This window comes from Staphylococcus sp. GDX8P80P, assembly GCF_017893095.1.
GTDB classification, from domain to species: Bacteria; Bacillota; Bacilli; order Staphylococcales; family Staphylococcaceae; genus Staphylococcus; species Staphylococcus borealis.
Genome location: NZ_JAESMI010000077.1, coordinates 1 through 23,796 on the forward strand (window position 1 = coordinate 1; position 23,796 = coordinate 23,796).

General features: G+C 34.5%; 23 protein-coding genes. 5 read left to right on the forward strand and 18 right to left on the reverse strand.

Translation table 11 applies throughout. From position 1 onward, the window contains the following. Nucleotides 1-112: 112 nt before the first annotated feature. The 6 genes from KA858_RS07360 to pta form a co-directional block, all read right to left on the reverse strand. Nucleotides 113-454, reverse strand: a complete 342-nt coding sequence (locus tag KA858_RS07360) for a YuzB family protein (RefSeq protein ID WP_070854315.1) — start codon at nt 452-454, stop codon at nt 113-115. Between the two features lie 208 nt (nt 455-662). After that, a complete protein-coding gene (locus tag KA858_RS07365; protein ID WP_210135350.1) occupies nt 663-1,739 on the reverse strand; it encodes a phosphomevalonate kinase in 1,077 nt (358 codons plus the stop codon). A gap of 12 nt (nt 1,740-1,751) precedes the next feature. Beyond that, complete coding sequence (mvaD, locus tag KA858_RS07370) at nt 1,752-2,735, reverse strand: diphosphomevalonate decarboxylase (protein WP_210135351.1); 984 nt, start codon at nt 2,733-2,735, stop codon at nt 1,752-1,754. 4 nt (nt 2,736-2,739) lie between these two features. Then, nucleotides 2,740-3,663: a mevalonate kinase gene (gene mvk, locus KA858_RS07375; protein ID WP_053031392.1), complete on the reverse strand. Its 924-nt coding sequence runs from the start codon at nt 3,661-3,663 to the stop codon at nt 2,740-2,742. 568 nt (nt 3,664-4,231) lie between these two features. Beyond that, nucleotides 4,232-5,074, reverse strand: coding sequence for a lipoate--protein ligase family protein (locus tag KA858_RS07380; RefSeq protein ID WP_053031390.1), 843 nt, complete (start codon nt 5,072-5,074; stop codon nt 4,232-4,234). Next, nucleotides 5,074-6,063, reverse strand: a complete 990-nt coding sequence (gene pta / locus KA858_RS07385; RefSeq protein WP_053031388.1) for a phosphate acetyltransferase — start codon at nt 6,061-6,063, stop codon at nt 5,074-5,076. The genes KA858_RS07380 and pta overlap by 1 nt, the downstream gene beginning before the upstream one ends. A 174-nt stretch (nt 6,064-6,237) precedes the next feature. Here pta and hemQ point away from each other — a divergent pair, with 174 nt between their 5' ends. From hemQ to KA858_RS07400, 3 genes are all read left to right on the forward strand, one after another. After that, nucleotides 6,238-6,987, forward strand: a complete 750-nt coding sequence (gene hemQ / locus KA858_RS07390) for a hydrogen peroxide-dependent heme synthase (RefSeq protein ID WP_204194001.1) — start codon at nt 6,238-6,240, stop codon at nt 6,985-6,987. A gap of 872 nt (nt 6,988-7,859) precedes the next feature. Further along, nucleotides 7,860-8,627 carry a threonine/serine exporter family protein gene (locus tag KA858_RS07395; protein ID WP_053031384.1) on the forward strand — a complete coding sequence of 256 codons (768 nt, stop codon included), beginning with the start codon at nt 7,860-7,862 and terminating at the stop codon, nt 8,625-8,627. A gap of 12 nt (nt 8,628-8,639) precedes the next feature. Continuing rightward, nucleotides 8,640-9,092 (forward strand): threonine/serine exporter family protein, encoded by a 453-nt coding sequence (locus tag KA858_RS07400; RefSeq protein ID WP_053031382.1) that lies wholly within the window; start codon nt 8,640-8,642, stop codon nt 9,090-9,092. A gap of 80 nt (nt 9,093-9,172) precedes the next feature. Here the strand turns inward: KA858_RS07400 and KA858_RS07405 are convergent, their stop codons facing one another. From KA858_RS07405 to KA858_RS07420, 4 genes are all read right to left on the reverse strand, one after another. Continuing rightward, a complete protein-coding gene (locus tag KA858_RS07405; RefSeq protein ID WP_107630108.1) occupies nt 9,173-10,654 on the reverse strand; it encodes an APC family permease in 1,482 nt (493 codons plus the stop codon). Nucleotides 10,655-10,780: 126 nt separating this feature from the next. Beyond that, nucleotides 10,781-11,149: a DUF423 domain-containing protein gene (locus KA858_RS07410; RefSeq protein ID WP_161632370.1), complete on the reverse strand. Its 369-nt coding sequence runs from the start codon at nt 11,147-11,149 to the stop codon at nt 10,781-10,783. Between the two features lie 27 nt (nt 11,150-11,176). Further along, nucleotides 11,177-11,560: a DUF5327 family protein gene (locus KA858_RS07415; protein ID WP_204193998.1), complete on the reverse strand. Its 384-nt coding sequence runs from the start codon at nt 11,558-11,560 to the stop codon at nt 11,177-11,179. Beyond that, complete coding sequence (locus KA858_RS07420) at nt 11,561-12,220, reverse strand: uracil-DNA glycosylase (RefSeq protein ID WP_053031374.1); 660 nt, start codon at nt 12,218-12,220, stop codon at nt 11,561-11,563. Nucleotides 12,221-12,359: 139 nt separating this feature from the next. On the opposite strand from KA858_RS07420, the gene thiD reads away from it, so the two are divergent. Together thiD and vraX are read left to right on the forward strand one after the other, a co-directional pair. Beyond that, the gene (thiD, locus tag KA858_RS07425; RefSeq protein ID WP_204193997.1) at nt 12,360-13,190 is read left to right on the forward strand and encodes a bifunctional hydroxymethylpyrimidine kinase/phosphomethylpyrimidine kinase; all 831 of its coding nucleotides are present in this window, start codon (nt 12,360-12,362) and stop codon (nt 13,188-13,190) included. A gap of 251 nt (nt 13,191-13,441) precedes the next feature. Then, nucleotides 13,442-13,612, forward strand: a complete 171-nt coding sequence (vraX, locus tag KA858_RS07430) for a C1q-binding complement inhibitor VraX (RefSeq protein WP_011276668.1) — start codon at nt 13,442-13,444, stop codon at nt 13,610-13,612. 338 nt (nt 13,613-13,950) lie between these two features. Here the strand turns inward: vraX and KA858_RS07435 are convergent, their stop codons facing one another. The 8 genes from KA858_RS07435 to hxlA all read right to left on the reverse strand — a co-directional run bounded on the left by KA858_RS07435 (nt 13,951) and on the right by hxlA (nt 23,596). Beyond that, nucleotides 13,951-15,357, reverse strand: a complete 1,407-nt coding sequence (locus KA858_RS07435; protein WP_070854321.1) for an MFS transporter — start codon at nt 15,355-15,357, stop codon at nt 13,951-13,953. A gap of 193 nt (nt 15,358-15,550) precedes the next feature. Continuing rightward, nucleotides 15,551-15,811 carry a hypothetical protein gene (locus KA858_RS07440; RefSeq protein WP_204193996.1) on the reverse strand — a complete coding sequence of 87 codons (261 nt, stop codon included), beginning with the start codon at nt 15,809-15,811 and terminating at the stop codon, nt 15,551-15,553. Next, nucleotides 15,801-16,181, reverse strand: coding sequence for a protein VraC (locus KA858_RS07445; protein ID WP_204193995.1), 381 nt, complete (start codon nt 16,179-16,181; stop codon nt 15,801-15,803). Before KA858_RS07445 ends, KA858_RS07440 begins: the two co-directional genes overlap by 11 nt. Beyond that, nucleotides 16,150-17,295: an acetyl-CoA C-acyltransferase gene (locus KA858_RS07450; RefSeq protein ID WP_204193994.1), complete on the reverse strand. Its 1,146-nt coding sequence runs from the start codon at nt 17,293-17,295 to the stop codon at nt 16,150-16,152. Before KA858_RS07450 ends, KA858_RS07445 begins: the two co-directional genes overlap by 32 nt. Continuing rightward, complete coding sequence (locus KA858_RS07455) at nt 17,292-18,677, reverse strand: long-chain fatty acid--CoA ligase (protein WP_204193992.1); 1,386 nt, start codon at nt 18,675-18,677, stop codon at nt 17,292-17,294. The genes KA858_RS07450 and KA858_RS07455 overlap by 4 nt, the downstream gene beginning before the upstream one ends. Before the next feature lie 169 nt (nt 18,678-18,846). Continuing rightward, nucleotides 18,847-22,137 (reverse strand): CapA family protein, encoded by a 3,291-nt coding sequence (locus KA858_RS07460; protein ID WP_204193990.1) that lies wholly within the window; start codon nt 22,135-22,137, stop codon nt 18,847-18,849. Between the two features lie 275 nt (nt 22,138-22,412). Next, complete coding sequence (gene hxlB, locus KA858_RS07465; protein WP_053031360.1) at nt 22,413-22,961, reverse strand: 6-phospho-3-hexuloisomerase; 549 nt, start codon at nt 22,959-22,961, stop codon at nt 22,413-22,415. A 2-nt stretch (nt 22,962-22,963) separates the two neighbouring features. After that, a complete protein-coding gene (hxlA, locus tag KA858_RS07470; RefSeq protein WP_053031358.1) occupies nt 22,964-23,596 on the reverse strand; it encodes a 3-hexulose-6-phosphate synthase in 633 nt (210 codons plus the stop codon). Between the last annotated feature and the right edge of the window lie 200 nt (nt 23,597-23,796).

Here is a 23,796-nt window from a genome sequence, read left to right on the forward strand (position 1 = left end):
CTGGCATTTTTGCTAGGAATTATCTCCCAGCCTCTCTTTTTTTAACATTAAAAAAGCTACGACAATATTCAGATTAGAATACATTCATAGCTTAATTTATACTAACATTTAATTATTTATTCGCTTTACGTTTAGCTAATTTTTCTTTTAGCTTGCGGTCTTGTTCTTCTTTACGACGTTTACGTTCTTCATTACGTTTTCTTAGACGCTCTTCTTCTTCCGGATCTCTTGGTTTTTTAAGCTGGGCTGTGACTTTTTCTAATAGTTCGTCTTCAGTAAGCGCAGCAAGTGGACGATTATTGACAAAAGCAAACGTTTTTCGACGTCCAGGACCACAATAAGATTGGCAACCAATTTCAATTTCCGCTTCTGGATCTAACTTCTCTAGTTTTCTCTTCAACGTTTTAATATTAACCGCCTGACATTCATCACAAATCAAGAATTTATTTTTCACCTTGCCACCTACCTTTCTATATTGTCATTGCTATATAATTTTTTTAAAAGTTTTACATACGCATCAATGAATTTAACTCTAATTATTTTACTCCTTTTACTAAAAAATTCAAGCAAATCATTAAAAGTCATACGTACTTTCATTAAAAAAGAGCAAGACATTGATTCAACATTTGAATTTAGTCCCACTCGTTTGCGTGCGAATATGATTATTGTCCGTGATAAATTCTAAATTTCAACGGTTTAATACCGTGAGATGCCCATTCATCATAAATACGATTTTTATCGATACGATTATCGATAATTGCGATACCACAGTCACCACCACCAGCTCCTGATGTCTTAGCAGCAGCGCCATAACGTTCTCCAATATCACATAATAATTTTAAATTTTCAGTTTCGATATCAACCGTCGCCTCATTATCCATTTGTTGAATAATCATGCGATTTTGTCGTATCATCTTTTGAACACCTTTAATGTTATTTGTTTTAAAGGCATAAATTAAGTTTTCAACACACGCATGCGATTGATCAAGGAATCTTCCGTAGAAAGAAGGGTCTGATTTCAAGCGTTTGACTTCACTAACTAAATGTGGTGATGATGCAGGTGAACCTGTCCACCCGATTAACACTTCCATATTTTCTGGTGCCTGTAGTGGTTCAATATGAAGTCCCGGCCAATTCTTTTCTAGTACTTCATTAACTGAAGTTTCTTCCATCTGTTGTTTAACCCAATCATGGTCAAAAGTACTATAAGCTAGCCATCCACTATACACGCTGACAGCAATATCACCACATGAGCTTAAACTTTGTAGTCGCATGTTAGAAATGACCGCCAATTTATAAATGTATAAATTAGATAATTGCATATCGTAAAACTCATTTAATGCCTTAACAACAGATACTAAGACAGCTGCACTCGAGCCAAGCCCATACTTGTTACCTGAAGCATCATCTAAGTTACTGTCAATTTCTAAATGAAAGTGCTTTAATTCAATGTTGCAACTTCTTGCATATTGTTCAAAAACTTCAATCGCAGTTACAACATATTTTAATTGACTCGCAGCATTGGCATCAGAGATATCTATTTTATCTTCATTGCGATTAAACGTTACAGGCTCATAATGTAGTGTCTTTGAGTGAATCTTACCTGTTACCTCATTTGAAGCTTCAATCGTAGCAGTCACAAATCGATCGACCGCAATTAAGACAGACTTATATCCCGGCTCAGTCACTGCATATTCGCCTGCTACATAAAGCTTTCCTGGTGCTTTCACCTGAATCATTATATCTCTTCCTTACTTAATTATTTCGACTCCTGATTGTGTAATATCACTTGTGATGATTTTTGATTGATCAAACGCTTGTAAAAATTTATCTACGATGGCTTGTTGATTTTTCTTCTCGATCAATACTTTGACATTAGGTCCCGCGTCCATTGTAAAGTAACATGGTAAACCCGCTTCCCTACATTCCTGAACGATGCGCATTGCATCGTAACTTTCTTGTACTAAATATGTAAATGGCGGTTGTGCACCTAAATTTGTAGCGTGCATACGTAAACCATTGGCTTCTATCACTTCACCCATACGCTTGAAATCTTTTTGACTAATTGCCGCTTTTGTCTCTTTCAAATCTGGTTCAACATGATCTAACCAATATTGATAAAAGCGAGACGTATCACGTGTCAATGACATGCCCGAGCGACTAGATACTTTTTTAGATTTATTATTAATGACTACAAAAATCATAGCCAATTCGTTTTCCCAACTGTCGGATTCAACACGGTGTGCATAAGACGTTTCATCATCATGCCCTTTTTCCCATTCAGCAAATCCGCCATAAATACTTCGCGATGCTGAACCAGAACCACGACGTGCTAAACGTGAAAGGTCTTTATCAGACAAACCTAATTGTAGAGCTTCATTACACGCACCAGCTAATGCAGCATACGCACTCGCTGAAGACGCTAATCCTGCAGCTGTCGGAACAAAATTCTCACTTTCAATAAGTGCATGTTCTGAAATACCTGCTTCTTTACGAACCATGTCCATATAACGTTGAATCTTATCGCTTTCTTTAGCGTTTACAGTTTCCCCGTTAAGGATTAACTGATCTTCAGTCAATGTGTCGTCAAATGTAACACGCGTTTCAGTGTAGAAACGGTCTAGTGTAACTGACAAACTATTATTCATTGGAATAATTAATGCTTCATCTGCTTTACCCCAATATTTAATCAGTGCAATATTCGTATGTGCGCGTGCTTTACCACTCTTTTTCAATGGTTTATCCTCCTAACTTCTCAATCCATGTATGTTGTGCGCCAGCTTTTTCAACGGCAGCGACAATACGCTTAGCTGTTTGCAATTCTTTAGCTAAGATAAGCATACTACCACCCCGACCGCCACCTGTTAACTTGCCAGCGACCGATCCATTTTCTTCTCCTAAACGAAGAAACATTTCAATTTTATCGTGACTTACTGTCAATGTTCTTAAGTCATCTTGACATTGATTAAAGATTGTTGCTAATTGATCAAAACTATGATGCTCAATGGCTTCACTTGCTGAATACACTAAAGATCCAATATGTTCAACAATTTGCATGTAATTTTTGTCGTTATCACATAATTGATGGACATCTTCAACTGCTTGTTTAGTTGAACCTTTGACACCTGTATCGATAACAACCATATAGCCATCTAAATCTAATGTCTTTAATATTTCAACTTCACCTTTTTGATACCAAACAGGTTGATTTGTCACAATCGTCTTTGTGTCTATACCGCTTGGTTTACCATGTGCAATACGTTCTGCCCAGTCTGCATTTTCTAATAATTCTTTATCCGTTAATGGTAAACCTAAATAATCATAGCTTGCTCTTATGAAAGCTACAGCAACTGCTGCACTTGAACCTAACCCTCTAGATGGGGGTAAATTAGCTTGAATTTTAATTAATAACGGCTCTTCTACCTTTTTGTTTTCAACGAAATGCCCTATTAACGATTTCAAATGTTCTGGCGCATCATAAAGTGGTCCATCATAGACATCACTTTGAATTGCTGAGTAATTCCCTTTTTCTAAACTTTCAATTAAGACTTTTACTTTTCCTGAAGTGAACGGAATCGCAATTGCAGGTTCACCGAATGTGACTGCATGCTCCCCGATTAATATTATTTTGCCGTTAGACTCCCCATAGCCACGTTGTACCATGATATCTCACCTTTAATATTCTTTCTGAAAAATTATTTTCGAGATCAGTGGACATACGTATCATGCATATATCCTTAATCTGCCAACTCTATGTATGCTTAAGTAACTTGGTGTTTGATTTATCGATTTTTATCGATGTATATATACGTAAATTTATCTTTAATGACATTTGTCTTCGTCTAAATTCATTTTTGCGTTTGTTGCAAACTGATTAAAAATAGACTCAAATTATTTACTTTAAAACTTAAAAATAATTATACCCTAAAATTTAAAATCTCTAACATACTGCTATGTCAATGGTTTACGATTGATCGATCCATTCCGCGGTTTGAACCCACTCTCTGCGCATGATGATGACACGCAATATACATTGTTTTTATATTAATCCACCTAAACTATATTACTATAAAAAGTAATAGGAATATAGCAATTTATAATAAATTTGATATATAATTCCACTAAACTTTACATTTATTCAAATGAAAAGGAGACTTTCTAAACTATATAAAAGTAATAGAAAGTCTCCTTTAACTGTATCAAATTTTTTATTTTAAAAGTTGTTTCACGCTTAATTTCCTTCTATTGAACGATTCATCTTCTCATTGCGATCTATCATTCTGTCGAAATAACCTTCATAACGTGACCATTCATCTTCTGTGATGGGATCCATATTCAGATTACCACCTAAATCTTTAATCGCATGCAATAGTTGAAACATTACATCTTGCACTTTAATGTCTCGTCCAAGGAGTGTTTCAAGTGATGCCATACATTCAGGTTGAATATCTGGATATTTAAATTTAGTTACTTCACCTTTTAGCGCATGTTCATAAAAGACACGCATCATTTCTGCACGTTCTGAACCTGAACCTTCAACGCAGAGGTATATTTGAACTGCAATACCACCTCGAACACGTCGTTGTGAAATGCCGGCAAACTTTTTACCGTCTATGCTTAAGTCGAATTTACCTGGGCAGTATGAATGCTCAATTTCACGTGTATCTATCTCAACATTTTCATTTTCGAACATTTTACAAATCAATAAGTACATCACTGTAAATGCTTCATCAATGGTCGTTTCAGTTTGACCTTTGAAAATAAGAGAAATATTTAACACACCCTGATCTAACACGACGCCAAGGCCACCTGAGTTTCTCACAATGGCATTATAACCAATGTCATCCGTTAAATATCGAATACCATCTTTAAGAAATGGCAAACGAGAATCATGGATACCAAGAATAACTGTATGTTGGTGGATCCACGTTCTAACCACGTTGCATGATAAATCTTTACCTACACTTTCTGAAAACGTATCGTCAAAAGCAAATGATTGCATTGGCGCTAAACCAGATGAATGATCTACATAGCGCCAATCAATATCATTAAAGTACTTGCTTGCTAAATCCATTATTGTAATGTTTGAGCAGCTGTAATGATTGATAATTTATAAACGTCTTCAGTTGAGCAACCGCGTGATAAGTCGTTAACAGGTGAGTTTAAACCTTGTAATACAGGACCAACTGCGTCAAATCCACCTAAACGTTGCGCAATTTTGTATCCAATGTTACCAGCTTCTAAGCTTGGGAATACAAAGACATTTGCATTACCTTGGATTTTAGCACCTGGTGCTTTTTTCTCTGCTACTGAAGGTACAATGGCAGCATCAAATTGGAATTCACCATCAATGACAACATCTGTTAAGCCTTCAGATTCTACTTTTTCTTGAGCTAATTTAACTGCATTTGCAACTTTATCAACATCGTCAGATTTAGCTGAACCTTTAGTTGAAAAACTTAACATCGCAACGCGTGGGTCCATGCCGAAGCTTTTAGCTGATTTCGCACTTTCAACAGCGATTTCTGCTAAATCAGATGATTCTAATGTTGGATTGATTGCACAGTCACCAAATACATATTGTTGGTCATCTTTAATCATAAAGAAGATACCAGAAGTTTTAGATACACCTGGTTTTGTTTTAATGATTTGTAATGCAGGGCGAACAGTATCTCCAGTTGAATGCGCAGCTCCACTTACTAATCCGTCAGCATGACCAGCATAAACTAACATTGTACCGAAATAGTTAACGTTATTTAATAATTCTTCAGCTTGTTCTTCAGTCGCTTTACCTTTACGGCGTTCAACGAATGATTTAACTAATTCTGGTTTTAGTTCACTTGTAGATGGATTGATGATTTCGATATCTGAAACATCTAATCCTTTGTCTTTAGCTAATAAATTAATTTTGTCATAGTCACCTAAAACGACAGGTGTTACATAGTCAGTTGCTTGTAATTGTGTAGCAGCTGTTAACACACGCTCATCTTCACCCTCAGGTAATACGATTTTGACATTTTTTCCTGAAAGTTTCTCTTGTAATACATCTAATAAACTAGACATAATGCCCTCCTAAATAATTTCATAATAATATTTTGCAACCTAATTATACTGTATTTGTATTGATATTTCCATTTCACTAATTTGTAATCATTTAAGTATGTTTACTAATTCTCTTTATGATAAAATTTAGTCTGTATTAAACAATAATAATCAATTTTCGAAGGAGCGATACACATGAGTGAAGCAGCTGAAACTTTAGATGGTTGGTACAGTCTTCATTTATTCTATGCTGTTGATTGGGCAACATTCAGACTAGTGCCTGAGGACGAACGTGAAGCAATGATTAATGAATTCAAGACATTCATTAACGATAAAGCTAGCGCCAGAGAACAACAAGCCGGTGACTATGCACTATATAATATTACTGGTCAAAAAGCCGACATATTATTATGGTATTTACGTCCGGAAATGAAAGAATTAAATGAGATTGAGAATGAATTCAATAAACTTCGTATTGCTGATTTCTTAATTCAAACTTACTCATACGTATCAGTTATTGAATTAGGTAATTATCTAGCAGGTAAATCGGATGAAGATCCATATCAAAATCCACATATTAGAGCAAGATTATATCCTGAATTACCTAGAACAGAATATATTTGTTTTTACCCGATGGATAAACGTCGTAATGAAACATACAACTGGTATATGTTACCAATGGAAGAACGTAAGAAATTAATGTATAACCATGGTATGATTGGCCGACAATATGCAGGTAAAATCAAACAATTTATCACTGGATCAGTTGGTTTCGATGACTTTGAATGGGGTGTAACGCTATTCTCAGACGATGTACTACAATTCAAGAAGATTGTATATGAAATGCGTTTTGACGAAACAACCGCTAGATATGGTGAATTTGGTGGGTTCTACATTGGTCATATCTTAACAACAGATGCTTTCGAACACTTCTTCGCTATCTAATCTATTGTTAAATCATCCTATTACTTGTTTATGTATAACTTGTTGAGGCTGAGACATAAATAATATAATGCAGCTATTTTGCAAATTCGCAGTAGCTGACTGAACTGAGAAGGCGCTTAAATCATGCTTTTCTCAGTTCTAGTCATCCTTGCGGGGGTGGGACGACGAATTCAAATGAATTCTGTCCCGCTCCCAACTTCTTATTTATTAAAGATAGAACTCCGTTTTAAATACTCCCATTAACACTATGATATCGAACTGCAATATTCACTATGATTCATCTAATCATAGTTTAATCGACGACCATTTAGGGAAAAATATAGTCTAGTAAAGTCGTGCACAAGTCCACAATAAAAACAACCTGAGACACATGCGATGTCTCAGGCTATTATAGTGTAGTATGCGTTTTGGGAGAACTTAATTACTACTCTGAACATTAACAACCATAGTCATATTGTCGCTACCCAATATGACTCATAAATTGCTAACTAATTATTATTTAACCAAATTGTAATATTTTGAAACATTATAGAATGAGTTTCTATATAATTTTCATTTTAAATATATTGCAATTTTATACTATTTTGATTAATATACACGCTTTGATTTATCTCGACTACTTTAATGGTATACTGTCTTCATTGTGCAGAATGGCGTATGCGTTGTAGTCATTGAATGCCAACTTACTTTTTAGTAAATCCTCTAACGACATACATTCAATAATGCCTTCACGCATGTTTATAACAACTTACTATAAACGTATGACTTTAAATGAATTAGTCGATTTAATATGACAACATAAGTTTAAATAGCTTTAATATCTCAGATTGATTGACTATAATTATGAATACATCTTAACGAATGGTGATGAAATGGATAATACACAAATACATGAAAATGCAGATGAAAAATTAATCAAAGACGTCGTCATGATGGCTGGACGTATATTATTAGAATCGGGTGCAGAAGGAACACGTGTTGAAGATACGATGACTCGTATTGCGCGTAAACTTGGCTATTCTGAAAGTAATAGCTTTGTCACTAATACTGTCATTCAATTTACATTACACAACGAATCTTACCCTCGAATTTTTAGAATTAACTCACGAGATACCAATCTCATTAAAATTTCACAAACAAACGAAATTTCACGTTTAATAACTAAAGGTGCTATTACACTTGAAGAAGCTAAACTAAAGCTTGAAAATATATATGTTGCTAAACGAGATAGTAGCTTATTATTTAAAGGGATTGCTGCGGCTATTATCGCGATTAGTTTCTTGTACTTACAAGATGGTAAACTGATCGATGTTATCACAGCACTGTTAGCAGGTGGTTTAGGCTATCTTGTCGTTGAAATTTTAGATAGACGCTTACATGCGCAATTCATTCCAGAATTTCTAGGTTCGCTTGTTATCGGTATTATATCGGTACTGGGACATCACTTATTACCTACCGGAGACCTCGCAACCATTATTATCGCCTCTGTTATGCCAATCGTTCCCGGGGTGCTTATAACCAATGCCATACAAGACTTATTTGGTGGCCATATGCTTATGTTTACAACGAAATCCTTAGAAGCACTTGTCACCGCTTTTGGTATTGGCGCTGGCGTTGGCTCAGTATTAATCTTAGTTTAGGAGTGGGAATGAATGTTTTGGATATTAAACTTAATTTTTAGTTATACCGCTTCACTATTTTTCTGTGTGATCTTCGATGCGCCTAGAAAGCTCTATCTTTCATGTGGGTTTGTAGGTGCCTGTGGTTGGATGGTTTACATTCTCTTCTTTCAAGGGTTAAATGTACATACCATTTATTCAAGTTTCTTTGGTAGTTTAGCACTAGGTTTAATTAGTCATTATATGGCTCGTACAAAGAGAGAGCCGGCAATTATCTTCATGGTACCTGGCATCATTCCACTTGTCCCAGGTGGCCTTGCATTTGATGCAACTAAGAATTTGGTGCTATTAGACTTTAGTAAAGCGATTAATACAATGCTTGAAGTCACACTGATTGCAGGTGCCATTGCACTTGGCTTATTATTTGCAGACCAAATTTCTAAAATTATATTATCTGGATTTGCAAGAACACGAAAAAGAATTTAACGTCCTTGATTATATATATGATATTAAAAAAGCGCGTGGCTCATTGAGCCCGCGCTTTTAAAATTGAACTTTTTTTCACTCTATGATTTATAGGTATCGTCTACCATATCCTCAACTTCTTTTTCAGAACGATTTAAAATTAATCGACTTAATTCATCACTATCTATGTTCTTTAATTTCGGATAGCGAATCACAAAGAAAATCAATCCTATCACTAGCCATCCGCCTAACGCAATATAAGACGGCATTGACAATGACGCCGGTGAACCAGGCACTAATAATAATAAAAGGAAGATAAACGATACAATCGAACCTAAAATGGCAAAAGTCTTATAGACAGGCCCATACGTATTGCTTTCTTTATTAAAGCTAAATAACTTAGCAGCAGATAAACATGTAATAAAATAAGCAATCGATACGCCTGTTGACGACATATCAACAATCCATGTTAATGCCGTACGACCTAACCAAGGCGCAATTAAAGTTACAGCTACTAAAAAGATAATCGCAATATAAGGTGTTTTATACTTAGAATGTAATTTACTAAACGCAGTTGGCATAATTCCAGAACGCCCCATCGAGAAGAGTAATCGACTGGCACTCATCAAGAAGCCATTTAAACCTGTAAAAATACCCATAATAATCGCTATAGCTAATACACCTAAGCCAATGTAACCAAAGGCAGTTTGTGTTGCTGCACCTGTCACCCATAAATTACCATTTAAACTTGCACTATTCGTACTTAACCAACCTGTATATAAAATCATAACGACATAAGTTAATGACGCTGCAAGCAAACTATAAACAATTAATTTAAACGTCTTATTCGGTGAAAAGTTAAATTCCTCCGCAGTTTGGGGAATGTTGTCAAACCCAACATAAGCCCATGGCGCTACTGCCACAATCATAATAATAGATGTAAACCAGCCTGTACTTGGATTGGCTAATGGTTGTAAATTATTAAAATCAAAATTATTACCAAAGAATGAGCCAAAGAACATCAGTAAGACAACGATGACCATAGCTACACAAAAGTAATATTGTAATGAACCAGATACACTTGCGCCACGAATGGCTACAAACATAAACACAAGTAATAATACTGTTGCAATAATGATTTCAGTTATGTAAACATCCCAGCCTGCAATCGTGTATAATCGCCCAGTATTAAGCAAATCTGGGAGTAGAAATTTCACTAATAAACTAAACGCAGTCGCATTAAGTGCAACCACACATACATAGCCGAATGTTAGAAACCATGATGAGAAGAAACTAACATATCTTCCGAAACTTAAATAACTAAATGCAAAGGCGCCCCCTGAAACTGGAAATCGCTCTACTAAAGCGCCATAACTCACTGCAATAAGTATCATTAATAACGCACCAATAACGATACCGATAGATGCCGCAATTGGTCCCGATTGCTTAATCCAATCTCCAGGTAAAATAAAGGCACCCCAACCAATACATGAACCATAAGCAATCGCCCATACAAATTTTTCAGAGAGGTTCTGTTTCAAATCGCCTCGATCTATATTCTGATTTTTATTATTTTTGCTCATAAAATAAACTCACCTCAAGTATGCTATATACCCCAAAGGTGAGTTATTTAATCTATAGTATTGATACAATATAAGTGTTTAACTATTTAAATTCAATGACATAAAGGCTTTAAATCATATTAAATATCACCCTACAAATTTAAATGTAGAAATGATAAGCATAAGCCAACCTGCAATAAATAATACGCCACCAATAGGTGTAATCGCTCCTAAAATGCGAATTTGTGTTAAAGCTAGAATATATAATGAACCACTAAAGAACACAACACCTAGGAAGAGTAGCCAGCCTGCCCAATTCACATTAATAGATGTTGTACCACTAATCACCCCAATAATGATTAATCCTAATCCATGGTACATTTGATAATTTACCGCTTTTTCCCAAACTGACATATATTTATCCGATAATTTACCTTCAAGTCCGTGCGCACCAAACGCCCCAGTACCAACTGACATCATCGTACATAACGCACCTAGTATTATAAACAATTTCATCATATCTCTTCATTCTCCTTATTCAGTTTAAAAATCAAATATGGATTCGCCATTACCGATTTCATCGTCCGTGATCATCGTATTAGACGGTAAGTGATTATTCTGTGTCGATTTCATGGTATTTGGAACTGTTCCACCCATCGCTTCGATTTCTGCAGCTGTCACTTTAGATTTATTTTGTGACGTTGATGTATTAGAACTTTGGTTTACCTTTGAAAATGACGGCGTCACCGTATTGGTAAAATCTTGACTTTGTGTCTTAGAAGACGCCGACTTACTGTCACCATTGGCATAGATCGACGTTAGTGTATGGATTGCATACATATGTTTCTCAAATTGTTGCGCATTCGTCGCCTCATCAGCTTGCACTAATTCTTGTTCAATCAACTGAATTACTTGTGCTTTATTCATTTAAACCTCCCCATTCTCACACCAATTTATAGGTGTTTTACCTTTACTTATTAAATAATCATTCGCCTTTGAATATGGTTTAGAACCAAAAAATCCGCGATACGCCGATAAAGGACTTGGATGTGGTGATTTAATAATATAATGTTTGGATGTATCAATTAATTTAATCTTCTGTTGTGCAGGTTTCCCCCATAATATGAACACAACATCCTCACGTTGTTTCGAAATCGCTTGAATGACTTCATCTGTAAATGTTTCCCATCCAATATCTTTATGAGAATGCGCTTCGCCTTGTCGTACCGTTAAAACGGTATTTAGTAATAAGACGCCTTCACGTGCCCAATCTTGTAAATGGGGTGATGTTCTGTGACATCCGATATCATCTTCTAATTCTTGGTACATATTTCTTAATGATGGTGGGAACTTGGCATTGGGTTGTACCGAGAACGCTAAACCATGCGCTTGATTTGGACCATGATAAGGGTCTTGACCTAATATCACTACTTTTACATTTTCAAATGGTGTTAAATCAAAGGCTTGATAAATATTTTCTCGATCTGGGTAGACAATTTGCGTCGTATATTCTTTTTCTAAAAAATCATGCATCTCTGTAAAATCGTGTCGTTCCGTAATATCGTGAAATATTTCTGACCATTCCATCGCTTTCACCTCAAGCCATATTTTAACATAATGCGCACCTTATAAGTTATTGATTTCATCCATTACTTCAAGCTAGCACGTTGTCCGATAAACATGCTATGATTAGACATAGATTAGAAATTGTCGGGAGTGAATGTACATGGCTTTAAAAAAAGTATTAACAATTGCAGGTTCAGATACAAGTGCGGGCGCTGGTATGCAAGCTGACCTTAAAACATTTCAAGAATTAGACACATACGGTATGGTCGCTTTAACTGCTGTTGTAACGATGGATAAAGAAACTTGGTCACATGATGTGACACCTCTTCCAATGGATTTATTCGAAAAACAATTAGAAACAGCGATTTCAATTGGTCCAGATGCAGTTAAAACAGGCATGTTAGGTACACAAGAAATCATTAAACGTGCTGGTGAAGCATTTGAACAATCAGGTGCACAATATTTCGTAGTCGACCCTGTTATGGTATGTAAAGGGGAAGATGAAGTACTTAACCCAGGAAATACTGACGCAATGATTGAACATTTATTACCTAAAGCAACTGTTGTCACACCTAACTTATTTGAAGCTGGTCAACTTTCTGGTTTAGGTAAATTAACTTCTATTGAAGACATGAAAAAAGCAGCAGAAATCATCTTCAATCAAGGTGCACAACACGTTATTATTAAAGGTGGTAAAGCGTTAGATCAAGATAAATCTTACGACTTATACTATGACGGCAATACGTTCTATCAATTAACTACAGACATGTTCCAACAAAGCTATAACCACGGTGCTGGTTGTACGTTTGCAGCTGCTACAACAGCATACCTAGCAAATGGCAAATCACCTAAAGAAGCTGTGATTAGTGCGAAAGCATTTGTTGCTTCAGCAATTAAATACGGCTGGAAAATGAACGACTTCGTAGGTCCTGTAGATCACGGCGCATATAACCGCGTTGAACATATCGATGTAGAGGTAACAGAAGTATAATAGTAAACACTTAATTTTTATTAACTCAAACTAACCTCCTCAATAAAGTCTTTTTTAAGATCATTTATTGAGGAGGTATTTTTATTAAAGTCATTCACATTAATTTAGGCTTATTATAAATTCTAGGTATTAAGTCGTAGAAAGTGATAGGCTATACGTTGTATCCAAAGTTGGTACCTTGGGCTCATGTTTTTATTTTAAAATTGCTTTACTATATTAAGTGTAGAGAGACAAAGGAGGAATTACACATCATGATTATCTACAAGCAAAATATAGAGAATGGTATCCCAATGTACGAAATCATTACGAAAACCTTCAAGACAATTACGGTAAAATTTGATGAAACGTTTAACAAGAATGAAATCTATAAATTGCTCTCTCTACTAGAAAATGACCTTGATAACATGAAACTAGGTTATTAAGTCATTAAGACATCAAGAAGCACAGTAAAAGTGTTTTCCAAATTGAGAATTCAAACAGATGAATTATTCCCAAAATTGACTTAAAAGTTCTTATGCCCCCTAATACTATTGAGTAACTTTAAAAGTCATTAATCATTCCTAAACTCACCTTATTTAAATAGCGTCGATGTTAGACGAGGATTGTCCCCCCTCGTATGCTTAGAGCGTAACTTTAAGCTTTGCTAACATTGACGCTATATTTTTACGTAGCTAATTATTTATAGTACTTCTATTTAAAGTTAAATGAATTAAAAAACGCATTGATGCGAACGTGCATCAATGCGTTTAATTGATAATTACTATGCGTTTTTATTTTTCTTAGTCTTAATCCACCATAATGCTTTTTTAGGATTTGATTCATAAAATTGTAAATCTTTTTTATTATCAACATTAGGATAAGATCCTTTAAGTGATTTACCGGCAGTACTTACATGTAGTACTGCAATCACAATAAAGCCGATAATACTAATTGCTGTTAAATAATACGCTGGTGCGTAAATATTACCAGTTGATTCAACTAACCATGAGTTCACTAAAGGTGTCGTACCTCCGAATAATGAAACGGAAACATTAAACGTTACCGCTAATGTTCGATATCTAATATGTGTATAGAACATTGTTGGTAATGAACCAGGCATTGTTGCTTCATATGTTGATAAGAAGAAACCTAAAATAAACACACCAAGAATAATGAATGGTAATGATTGCGTATTTAATAAACTAAACGCAACGATACTTAATAGTGTCAGACCACCAGTACCAATTAAGAATACCTTCTTCTCACCGATTTTATCTGCTAATTTACCGAAGAATAAAGCTAATGGAATCATAATTGCCATAACACAAGTAATTAATACACTTGTTGTTGTTTGGTCAATCTTAACAATTTGTCCTAAGTATGTCGGTAAGTAGGCAGTCACTGTATAGTTAGTTACATTGAAGAAGACAACTGCTACGAAACATACTAAGATATCTTTAAAGTAATAACGAATAATTGTAAAGAATCCTATATCGTCACGTTCTGGTGCCTGTACATCATTTTCATAAATTGGAGATTCTTCTAACTTACGACGTAAATAAAGTCCAAATAAACCAAGGAATAATCCTAGGATAAATGGAATTCTCCAACCCCAAGCTTCCATTTGTGCATCACTTAAGAAGAAGCTTAATAATGCAATCATAATAGAAGCAGCAATATAACCCGATAGTGTACCAATTTCAAGACCACTACCTAAACTATTACGTTTCTTATCTGGTGAAATTTCAGCAATATAAGTCATCGCACCTGCATATTCCCCACCAGTAGAGAAACCTTGTAACACTCTAGCAAGTAGCAAGAGCGCTGGTGCCCATAAGCCTATCGCATCGTAGTTTGGTAAAATACCAATCGTTAATGTTGATAAAGCCATTAAAATAATTGTCGTAGTTAATACAACTTTACGTCCATATTTGTCACCAATAATACCAAATACGATCCCGCCTATTGGTCGTAATAGGAACGCAATTGCTAATGCGGCAAACGTAAATATCTGTTGAATTTGTGGGTTCTGTACCGGTGAAAAGAAATTCGCACCGATATACGCTGTAGTGTACGCATAGACACCAAAGTCGAACCATTCCATGGCGTTACCAATACCTGTAGCAAACACTGTTTTCTTCGCTGTTTGCCCATCGACCATGTTAATTCTATCTTTTTTAAAATCCATGACCTGTAACACTCCTTTTGTTTATGTTACATAATTATACAGACCTAATGAATGTTGTCAAATTACTAAAAATTATATTAATTTCAAAAATACAATATTATTCATATTGCAGAATTTAACAATATTCTTATGTACACGCTTTCAAAATTTTAATAAAAGCAAAAAAAGTTATAATTAGAAAATAATATTTTTATCAATTTCTAATTATAACTAGTTTTACCCCACCTGATTTATTCGAAACAATAATTTTATTCTTTCCAACAACTTCAAATCCCACAAACTCATTGATACCAATGCTTTCAAGATATTTAATTTTATATTTATCCCAGTGTTGATCTAACATTGAAAATACCTTTTCAACGATGAACTGTCCTGGTACAATATCGCTATGAATTGGATTTTCATCATCAACAATTTTTAAATATTGATCTACCAACTCTTTATTAAAAACCATATATTCCCTCCCCAGAAATAAATATTTGTTCGATAATCATACAAGTTTTATTATTTTTATTAATTTCTAATTTAAAGATAAAACGGTTAAATTGTTTTATTTTATCGCAACTTTTATACGTTAAATATGCACAATATTGCATGTCACTTTCTAAATTTTCAAATTTCTCAACATTAGTACGGACTAGTCGTATCGGCTTCCCCTTGAAAACTTGGAACATTTTAAATTTAGGCCATAGTTTAGCACACATTAATGGTGGAACGATGCCATCATACGCCATACCGATTACATCACAATAACTATGCACATCATGCTCATGAAATTCAATTGTTATCATTTCACTGGTTCCACTTTTCAAAGAGAATTGCATTACCCATACCTCCTCCTATGCCCATCGTAGTAATTCCTAACTGCCACTTAGGCAAGTTTAATAGTCTAGCAACTAATGCCGCGCCACTTGCACCATATGGGTGTCCTGTAGCAATCGCACCACCCCATTGATTTACCTTCTCTATACATGCATGCAGCTCATTTATGGATGCAAGTACTTGTGAACTAAAGGCTTCGTTAAGTTCAATCGCTTGGATATCTTCAATATTTAATTGCTGTTTCTTTAATAATTGTGAAACTGCAGGTACTGGTCCAATTCCTAGTAACGTTGGATCCACACCTGTTGTAACAGCATCTTTAAACACCATGCCGTATTTCAAGCCTAATGCTATAGCCATTTCCTTATCCATAATTAAAGCTAGCCCAGCACCATCATTCTTCATGCAGCTATTTCCAACTGTTACTGTACCATTCGATATAAGCGGTCTTAATCGTTGCAAACGTGATTCAGTTAACGCTGGTTTCAAACTTTCATCTTTACACAACCACTTCCCCTTAACCTTTAAAGGTAGAATTTCACATTGTATATCACCATTATCAAAATGTGTTGTTGCCAATCGATGACTCCGTGCTGCAAATGCATCTTGATGCTGCCGAGAGATATTATAATGTTGCGCCACGTTCTCAGCTGCTTCAATCATGCCTGGATCTTGTCCTTCAGGTGCAAATGATGCGCGCTCATAAAATTGTGGCAACTGTGATTCATATACTGACTGAGGGCGTTTCATCTTCCAAGGCGCACGACTTGTACTTTCTACACCCCCTGCGATATACACGCGTCCAGCTCCACATTGCACCATTCGACACGCATAGATGATGCTTTCAAGTCCCGAACCACACTGTCGATCCACTGTAACACCAGGAATAGTATACTTTAAGCCAGACTCTAGTACTGCCTTTCTAGCAATATTGCCACCATTGCCTACCACATTGCCTAATACTACATCATCCACTTGATCTATAATTTCAGGAAAACTTGCCTTTATATTTTGAAAAAGTGGCACCAATAAGGCTTCAGGTTCTAAATGTTTCAACATGCCTCCATATTTACCAAATGGTGTCCGCTTAGCCCACACTATAACTGCTTCTCTCACGATTTAAATGCCCCCTTTAAATAAAGTGCTTGTACTTTACGCCGTGCTACCTTGCCGCTATTCGTAAAAGGCAGTTTACTGACTTTCACAATCTTAGATGGTATTTCATACCTTGATAACGTTTGTTGTAAATAATGTTTCAACGTTGCATATGTGAGTGCTCGATCTCCGAGATAGATTAATACAGCAATTTCACCAAACTGACGATGTGGTTCACCAATGACAACCGCTTCTTCAATTCCATCTAATAATTTCACTTGTTGCTCTATCACACTGGGGTATATATTTTTACCTCCAATAATAAGGCGATCGCTTTGACGACTCACTAAATAAAGATACTTATCTTTTACATAGGCGTAATCGCCTGTCTCTATCCAATTTTGAGGTTGCACCACCCCAGCATTAACATAGCCTGAATAAGTCATATTACTTTGAACCTTTAACAATCCAATATGCCGTTCATCTTGTTCTTCAAGTTGAATTGAAACATTCGGAAACACTTGTCCGACCGAATGCGTTGGCGCTGTTTGATTAAAATTATATGTAATAAAGCTTGCTTCCGATGTTCCAAAGAACTCAATGATGTTGGCGTGTTCATACTGTTGTGTCACTGCTTTAAACAATGGTTCTGATAATTTCGAACCACTACACAATATAGATGTAATACATGTTAATTTCGATTCGGTAGTTAATAATTGATGTAACATTGTTGGCACAAGAAATAACGCTATATTGGAATATTGTTGCCTTAATATTGGTATCAAGCGATGTGTGTTGAATTGTCTTTGTCCAATAAATGTTCTTCCCGAATAAAGCGCGTAGATGCAAGTGTACAATGATAATGAATGCGCGAGTGGACCAGGCGCAACTAAAATTTTTTCTTGGTTAAGTAATAAAGCTTCATTTTCTTTATATGATGCAACCCATGAAAGTTCATTTCGGTAATATGCCTTAGGTAGTCCTGTAGTCCCTGAGGTAAAGCCAATATGTAGTATATGTTCTACCTTCGCTTGTTCATTCATATATTGATTATATGTCCCATACGATACAGTCGGTTCAAAGTTGGCGATAGCTGTGGCGATATATTCAATGTGATACGTCTCTATGAGTTCATCAATTGTTGCTTGTGTCCACTTGGCATCTATAAAGCATGGCACACCGCCCATCATTAAAATAATAAAATAATTTGTCATATTCGTTATAGGTGAGTCACTCAGCAAGCCTACCCTACATCCACTTTGAAACATTGGCAACGTCACGGTATAGTAGCATATATTTTCGTATAACGCCTCATAACTTAATCTTTCATCATCAATTTGAAGCGCAATAGACTGCGGTTGTACTTGAGCATAATATTCAAGTCGCTTTAAAATTTCTAGCATCATATGACCTCTTTCGACCTTTAATGTTAACTTATTTTTATATTATGTTAACATTTATTCAAATTTAATTCTCTTATATTTAAATGAAAATTTGTATTGCGCTATAAATCACACTATAAAAAACCTTCCAAAATTACATAAGGAAGGTTAATAAAATTTAAAAGTTAATTTAATTAATTTTTAATGGTACTTCAAAGTAAAAATGATCATCTCGACCATTAATGATATCTAGCTTTCCACTATATTGCTCCAACATTTTTCTACAATGATTAAATTCTAATTCAGTAAGAAAGCGTGGTTGCCAGAACGTTTCTAGATTATTCCCATAAATCGGATATAGCTTTAGTTTCAATTGATTATTAGAACTTATAATTAATTGTGCTATAAAACTATATGGTGGTACATATCTTTGGTCATATTCCCCATTACTATTAAATACACCATTACCAATACTATACACTACAGTCGTATCATTTATATATTCAATTTTTTGCATCATATGTGCGCCGTGGCCAATAATTAGGTCTACCCCAGCCTGTTGCAACATTTTTGCATATTCTCGTTGTTTAGCATGAACACTCCCGAAATCGACACCCCAATGTGCGATAACAATCACTTTGGATCCACTATCTTTCATTTCACGAATTTTTTCATATAAGAAGGGATTTAAACATGCTACTCCAGGTTCATTACCTATTGCATAAAAATCATATTCACGATGCATTGGTCGTCTATACCAATATGCATTAAATATCGCATAATTTTGATTGTTAACTATAATATTAAATGGCTTCTCTGCTTCATTCTGATTTATAGCTGCACCAATTGTTGAAATTCCATTTAAATTAAAATGATTCACTGTACGTTCTAACCCTTCTACACCACAATCCATTAAATGATTATTGGCTAACGTAGCTAATTGTATATTTTCTTTTTTTAGTGTTTCAACTGTATGTACTTCAGAAGCATTTAAAACAAATGGCTTTCTTTGTTTCAGATAATCATTTTTATCGTCGGAAATTGCTGCTTCGAAATTACAAACATTAAAATCTCCTTTTTCTAAAATGTCACGAATACCATCAAAACTGTAATGTCGATTTTTCAATGTTAAGGCGTCATCAATACCTTTACGTCGACGTCTTTCTGTATAAAATTCTCCGAAATATGTGTCACCTATGATATTGATGGTATATGGTGTATTACGATTTTCACTAATTGTTACACTTTCTGAAGGTTGTAGTTCATTTTGAGTAACTTGCATAATGGAATTGTAAATCAATGCATCTCGGTGGAACGCATCTCGCGCCCCAATAACTACAGTTATATATTCTTCACCATCGATTTTTGATAATATTGCTCCTATTGAATGTTCTTGTCCATAAAAAATCCCATGAGAAGCAATTCCATAACTAAATAAATTTGATTCTGATTTATAAAGTTTATTTTTAAATACATAATTATTTCTTGATAAAATATCTTTAATGAATGGATATTTATTAAAGAGTAATTTACTTGCTAAATATAAATCCTCTAGCGTTAAATGCTGACGTTTACCTTTAATACGTCTACCAGTAATATTAAGCGCACTTTCTGAATGAGCACCAATCATTTGTGCAGACTTTTTAATTACTTCTAAACTTTCTTTATTCGAACCTTTAACAGTATTTGCCAACATCAAAATTGCATTAGGAGAAGATGTAACAATTGCAGCAGACAATAAATCATTTAAAGTAATTTCATCATTTTGCTTCAAGGGAATCGCTCTAGAATTGACACTTTCTCTAATTGCTTGTCTATCGGGCTTATAAGTTTGATGCAACTCTAGTTGATTGGCAAAGATTAAATCCAAGATATGATTAATTAACAATATTCCGCCAATTCCTTGATTTTGAACTACATCTTGTTTACCGATACTTGCAACTTTTATTCCTGACTTAACATTATATGTAGCAACACCATAACCATTACTAGGTATTGTATCTGTTAACTTAAACTGTACTCCTTTTGTTGTATATGAAATAATTTTACTCTTAACATTCTTAAAATCACTATTTCTAACAGAACCTTTAATTAAAACTAAGTCATCATTCTGAATGATATTAGCAACTTCAATTGCTAATTGATCTGCATTTTCATAATAACCTCCAATAATTTCTTTAGGTAATTTTTTCATAGCATATTTCATTTCTTTACCATGACCAAATACAATGTCAATATTTGCTTTAATGAGTTCATCGGCTATAAGTTCATGCTGTCTTTTGGCTTCTTGTGGATCCAATCCTATAATTCGTCCTAATACCGCTATCGTTTTACCTTTGTAAAATTTAGACTTTTTTTTCAATACTCGAATACCTTCAAGCATAGAGATTCCCATAGCATTCCAAGCATCGTTAATTAATGTAAAATTATCGCCACTCTTTGTGGTATATTCCTCAAAATTCTGTACCCCCATATTTGGCTTATATTGTTCTAAACGAGAAAGTACACTTTGACAAGATATTCCTAACAGTTTAATGATTGTTAATGCACCTACAATGTTTTGAATCATTGCTTCTCCTGACAATTGTGTATCGAATGATATGTTTTCTCCTATAATATAAGCATCTACGTGTGAATGGAATTTAAATTCTTCATATCTTATTACATAAGCATCTGAATCCTTATTAAAACCATAAGTAATAATATTTTTATTGTATTGTTTTACTGTTTGAACAACAGTTTCATACTCATTCATATCTCGATTAACCACTACATTCCCTAAATGGTTCATTCCTTCAGCAATTTTTGATTTTAATACTGCTATTTCATGAGCATTTTTCTCCTGTCCACCATCAATCGATGTAATCATTGCAATATCTGGAACGAATGTCTTAGCAATACCACCATTTCTCATCCATAAACTTGACACTGCAACTTCTAATACTAAATAGTCTGGTTGATTTATAGCATTTGCAATAGTTAGAGGAACTCCAGTTCTAGTGTTATGATTACCTCTTGTCGCATTAACAGAATTATTTTCACTCAATAACTCTTTTAATAAAGATTTACAAGTAGATTTACCTGCTGTTCCAGTAATTTCAATCGTTTTCCCCTTAAATACTTCGTAAGAAAATTGCCCTAACTTACGTATCGCACTATATGTATCATTCATGATGAATTGCGGAATATTCTCATTTAAATCTTCAATAGGATGGCGTGCAATAACACCACTCATATACGTCTCATATTCTTTCAAATTTTGATGTGTATCATTCCAACCTGCATAAATTCCAGTATTTCCAGAACCTCTGTGCCAAGTCTCTGAATCTATCGCTATAAATAGTGTTTTATAGCCATCATGACTATAATTCTTTATTTGTTGTTTATTAATATCAATATTATCTACATACCATCCATCTTGGGGTTTTCGATACCAATATCCTTCTAATAACTGTTCAATCAACTTTTTATTATATACCATATCCCTCATCCTATCGCCTTTAATAATGATTCATTATCTATTGTTAAAAATCACATTAAATTCATTTCATTCTTCAGTTAATTAAAACTAATTTTTATAAGTATTTTACATAGTTGATATTAAAATTAATATTTAAATATATACATAATATACTATTTATTATATATACTTGTTACATGCATTTGTAGCTAAATTTCTAAACTCTTTTTAATATTCCTATTTATATAAAAATAGGACTGAGACATTTTTTAATATCCCAGTCCTCAAATATTTATTTATTCTAAATTAGCATGATTATTTTGCATTTCTTCTTCATTAATATTAAAGGTTTCCATCAATCCTAATACAACACTATCTAAGAATAATAATGAGGATTGTTCAAATAAACTGCCTAGCGGTTGTTCAGAACCTTCAACATCATATTTTGTACCTGCAGGTAATTCAATAACTGTTTCCGCTAATTCGCCAATCGGAGAATCAGGGTTTGTTGTTAATAATACAACTTTAGCACCTACTGATTGTGCCTTTTCAGCTAATAAACGTAAATGCTCAGTTGAACCTGACCCAGACAAAATCACAAACAAGTCATGTTCTCTAATAGATGGCGTTGTTGATTCACCTACGACAAATGCGTCTTTACCTAATTGGTTCAATCGCATTGCGAAACTATTCGCCATAAAACCTGAACGCCCTTTACCGGCAGTGAATATTCTTTGCGCACCATTCACATCATTGGCAAAGCGATCATACTGTTCATCTTGTACGTGTGATAATGTACGATCTAATTCTTCAAGAATTAATTTATAATTTGTAAATTGAGACATGCTTATTTACCTTCAATCGCTTCACGACATTGTTTTGCTGCTTCAACAGGGTCATCTGCATTAGCGATACCGCCACCAACAATAACTAAATCAGGGTTTTCAGCTACGATGTCTTTAATTGTTTCTGGTTTAATACCGCCAGCTACTGCAACTTTAGAATTCTTAATTACAGATTTAACAGTGCGTAAGCTATCTAATGGAGATTGACCTTCAGCTTGTAAGTCATAACCCGTGTGTACTGCAATATAGTCAGCACCCATTTCATCTAATTCTTTCGCACGTTTTTCTAAATCTTGAACTGCAATCATATCAACTAATAATTGTTTGTCATGTTTATGTGCTTCTTCAACTGCTGCTTTGATTGAAGCGTCTTCAGCTACACCTAAGATGGTAACTACATCTGCACCAAATTTAATAGCTTGGCTTACTTCGTAGTCTGCTGCATCCATAATTTTAAGGTCTGCTAACACTTTAGCATTATTAATATTTTCATTTAAATGTTGAACTGCCGGTAAACCTTCATTGATAACAATTGGTGTACCAATTTCTACGATATCTACATATTCCTCAACTTTTTTAGCTAACTCTGCTGCTTCCTCTTTATTTAATAAATCGATTGCTAATTGTAATTCCAATGCAAACATCCTTTCGTTACTAAAGTCATATATCTTCAGTTCTTAGTTTTGTCTTTCACATTTATTAGTCTACCCGTCTTCTATCTTTTTAAACGATATAACTTCATCAAACCTTTATCTTATTTTTTATAAAAGCCCTTACAGTAATTCAACTATTTAAGGGTATAATTACCATTTTTTCTAAATAAATTGAGCAGAGA

Bases quoted from the DNA above. Each gene is read 5' to 3' on its own strand.
- KA858_RS07410 (WP_161632370.1), bottom strand. From the start codon at position 11,149: ATGAAATTGTTTATAATACTAGGTGCGTTATGTACGATGATGTCAGTT.
- vraX (WP_011276668.1), top strand. From the start codon at position 13,442: ATGATTATCTACAAGCAAAATATAGAGAATGGTATCCCAATGTACGAA.
- pta (WP_053031388.1), bottom strand. From the start codon at position 6,063: ATGTCTAGTTTATTAGATGTATTACAAGAGAAACTTTCAGGAAAAAAT.
- KA858_RS07445 (WP_204193995.1), bottom strand. From the start codon at position 16,181: ATGCAATTCTCTTTGAAAAGTGGAACCAGTGAAATGATAACAATTGAA.
- KA858_RS07405 (WP_107630108.1), bottom strand. From the start codon at position 10,654: ATGAGCAAAAATAATAAAAATCAGAATATAGATCGAGGCGATTTGAAA.
- thiD (WP_204193997.1), top strand. From the start codon at position 12,360: ATGGCTTTAAAAAAAGTATTAACAATTGCAGGTTCAGATACAAGTGCG.
- KA858_RS07415 (WP_204193998.1), bottom strand. From the start codon at position 11,560: ATGAATAAAGCACAAGTAATTCAGTTGATTGAACAAGAATTAGTGCAA.
- hemQ (WP_204194001.1), top strand. From the start codon at position 6,238: ATGAGTGAAGCAGCTGAAACTTTAGATGGTTGGTACAGTCTTCATTTA.
- KA858_RS07455 (WP_204193992.1), bottom strand. From the start codon at position 18,677: ATGCTAGAAATTTTAAAGCGACTTGAATATTATGCTCAAGTACAACCG.
- KA858_RS07400 (WP_053031382.1), top strand. From the start codon at position 8,640: ATGTTTTGGATATTAAACTTAATTTTTAGTTATACCGCTTCACTATTT.
- KA858_RS07395 (WP_053031384.1), top strand. From the start codon at position 7,860: ATGGATAATACACAAATACATGAAAATGCAGATGAAAAATTAATCAAA.
- KA858_RS07420 (WP_053031374.1), bottom strand. From the start codon at position 12,220: ATGGAATGGTCAGAAATATTTCACGATATTACGGAACGACACGATTTT.
- KA858_RS07440 (WP_204193996.1), bottom strand. From the start codon at position 15,811: ATGGTTTTTAATAAAGAGTTGGTAGATCAATATTTAAAAATTGTTGAT.
- KA858_RS07365 (WP_210135350.1), bottom strand. From the start codon at position 1,739: ATGATTCAGGTGAAAGCACCAGGAAAGCTTTATGTAGCAGGCGAATAT.
- KA858_RS07460 (WP_204193990.1), bottom strand. From the start codon at position 22,137: ATGGTATATAATAAAAAGTTGATTGAACAGTTATTAGAAGGATATTGG.
- KA858_RS07435 (WP_070854321.1), bottom strand. From the start codon at position 15,357: ATGGATTTTAAAAAAGATAGAATTAACATGGTCGATGGGCAAACAGCG.
- mvk (WP_053031392.1), bottom strand. From the start codon at position 3,663: ATGGTACAACGTGGCTATGGGGAGTCTAACGGCAAAATAATATTAATC.
- KA858_RS07380 (WP_053031390.1), bottom strand. From the start codon at position 5,074: ATGGATTTAGCAAGCAAGTACTTTAATGATATTGATTGGCGCTATGTA.
- hxlB (WP_053031360.1), bottom strand. From the start codon at position 22,961: ATGTCTCAATTTACAAATTATAAATTAATTCTTGAAGAATTAGATCGT.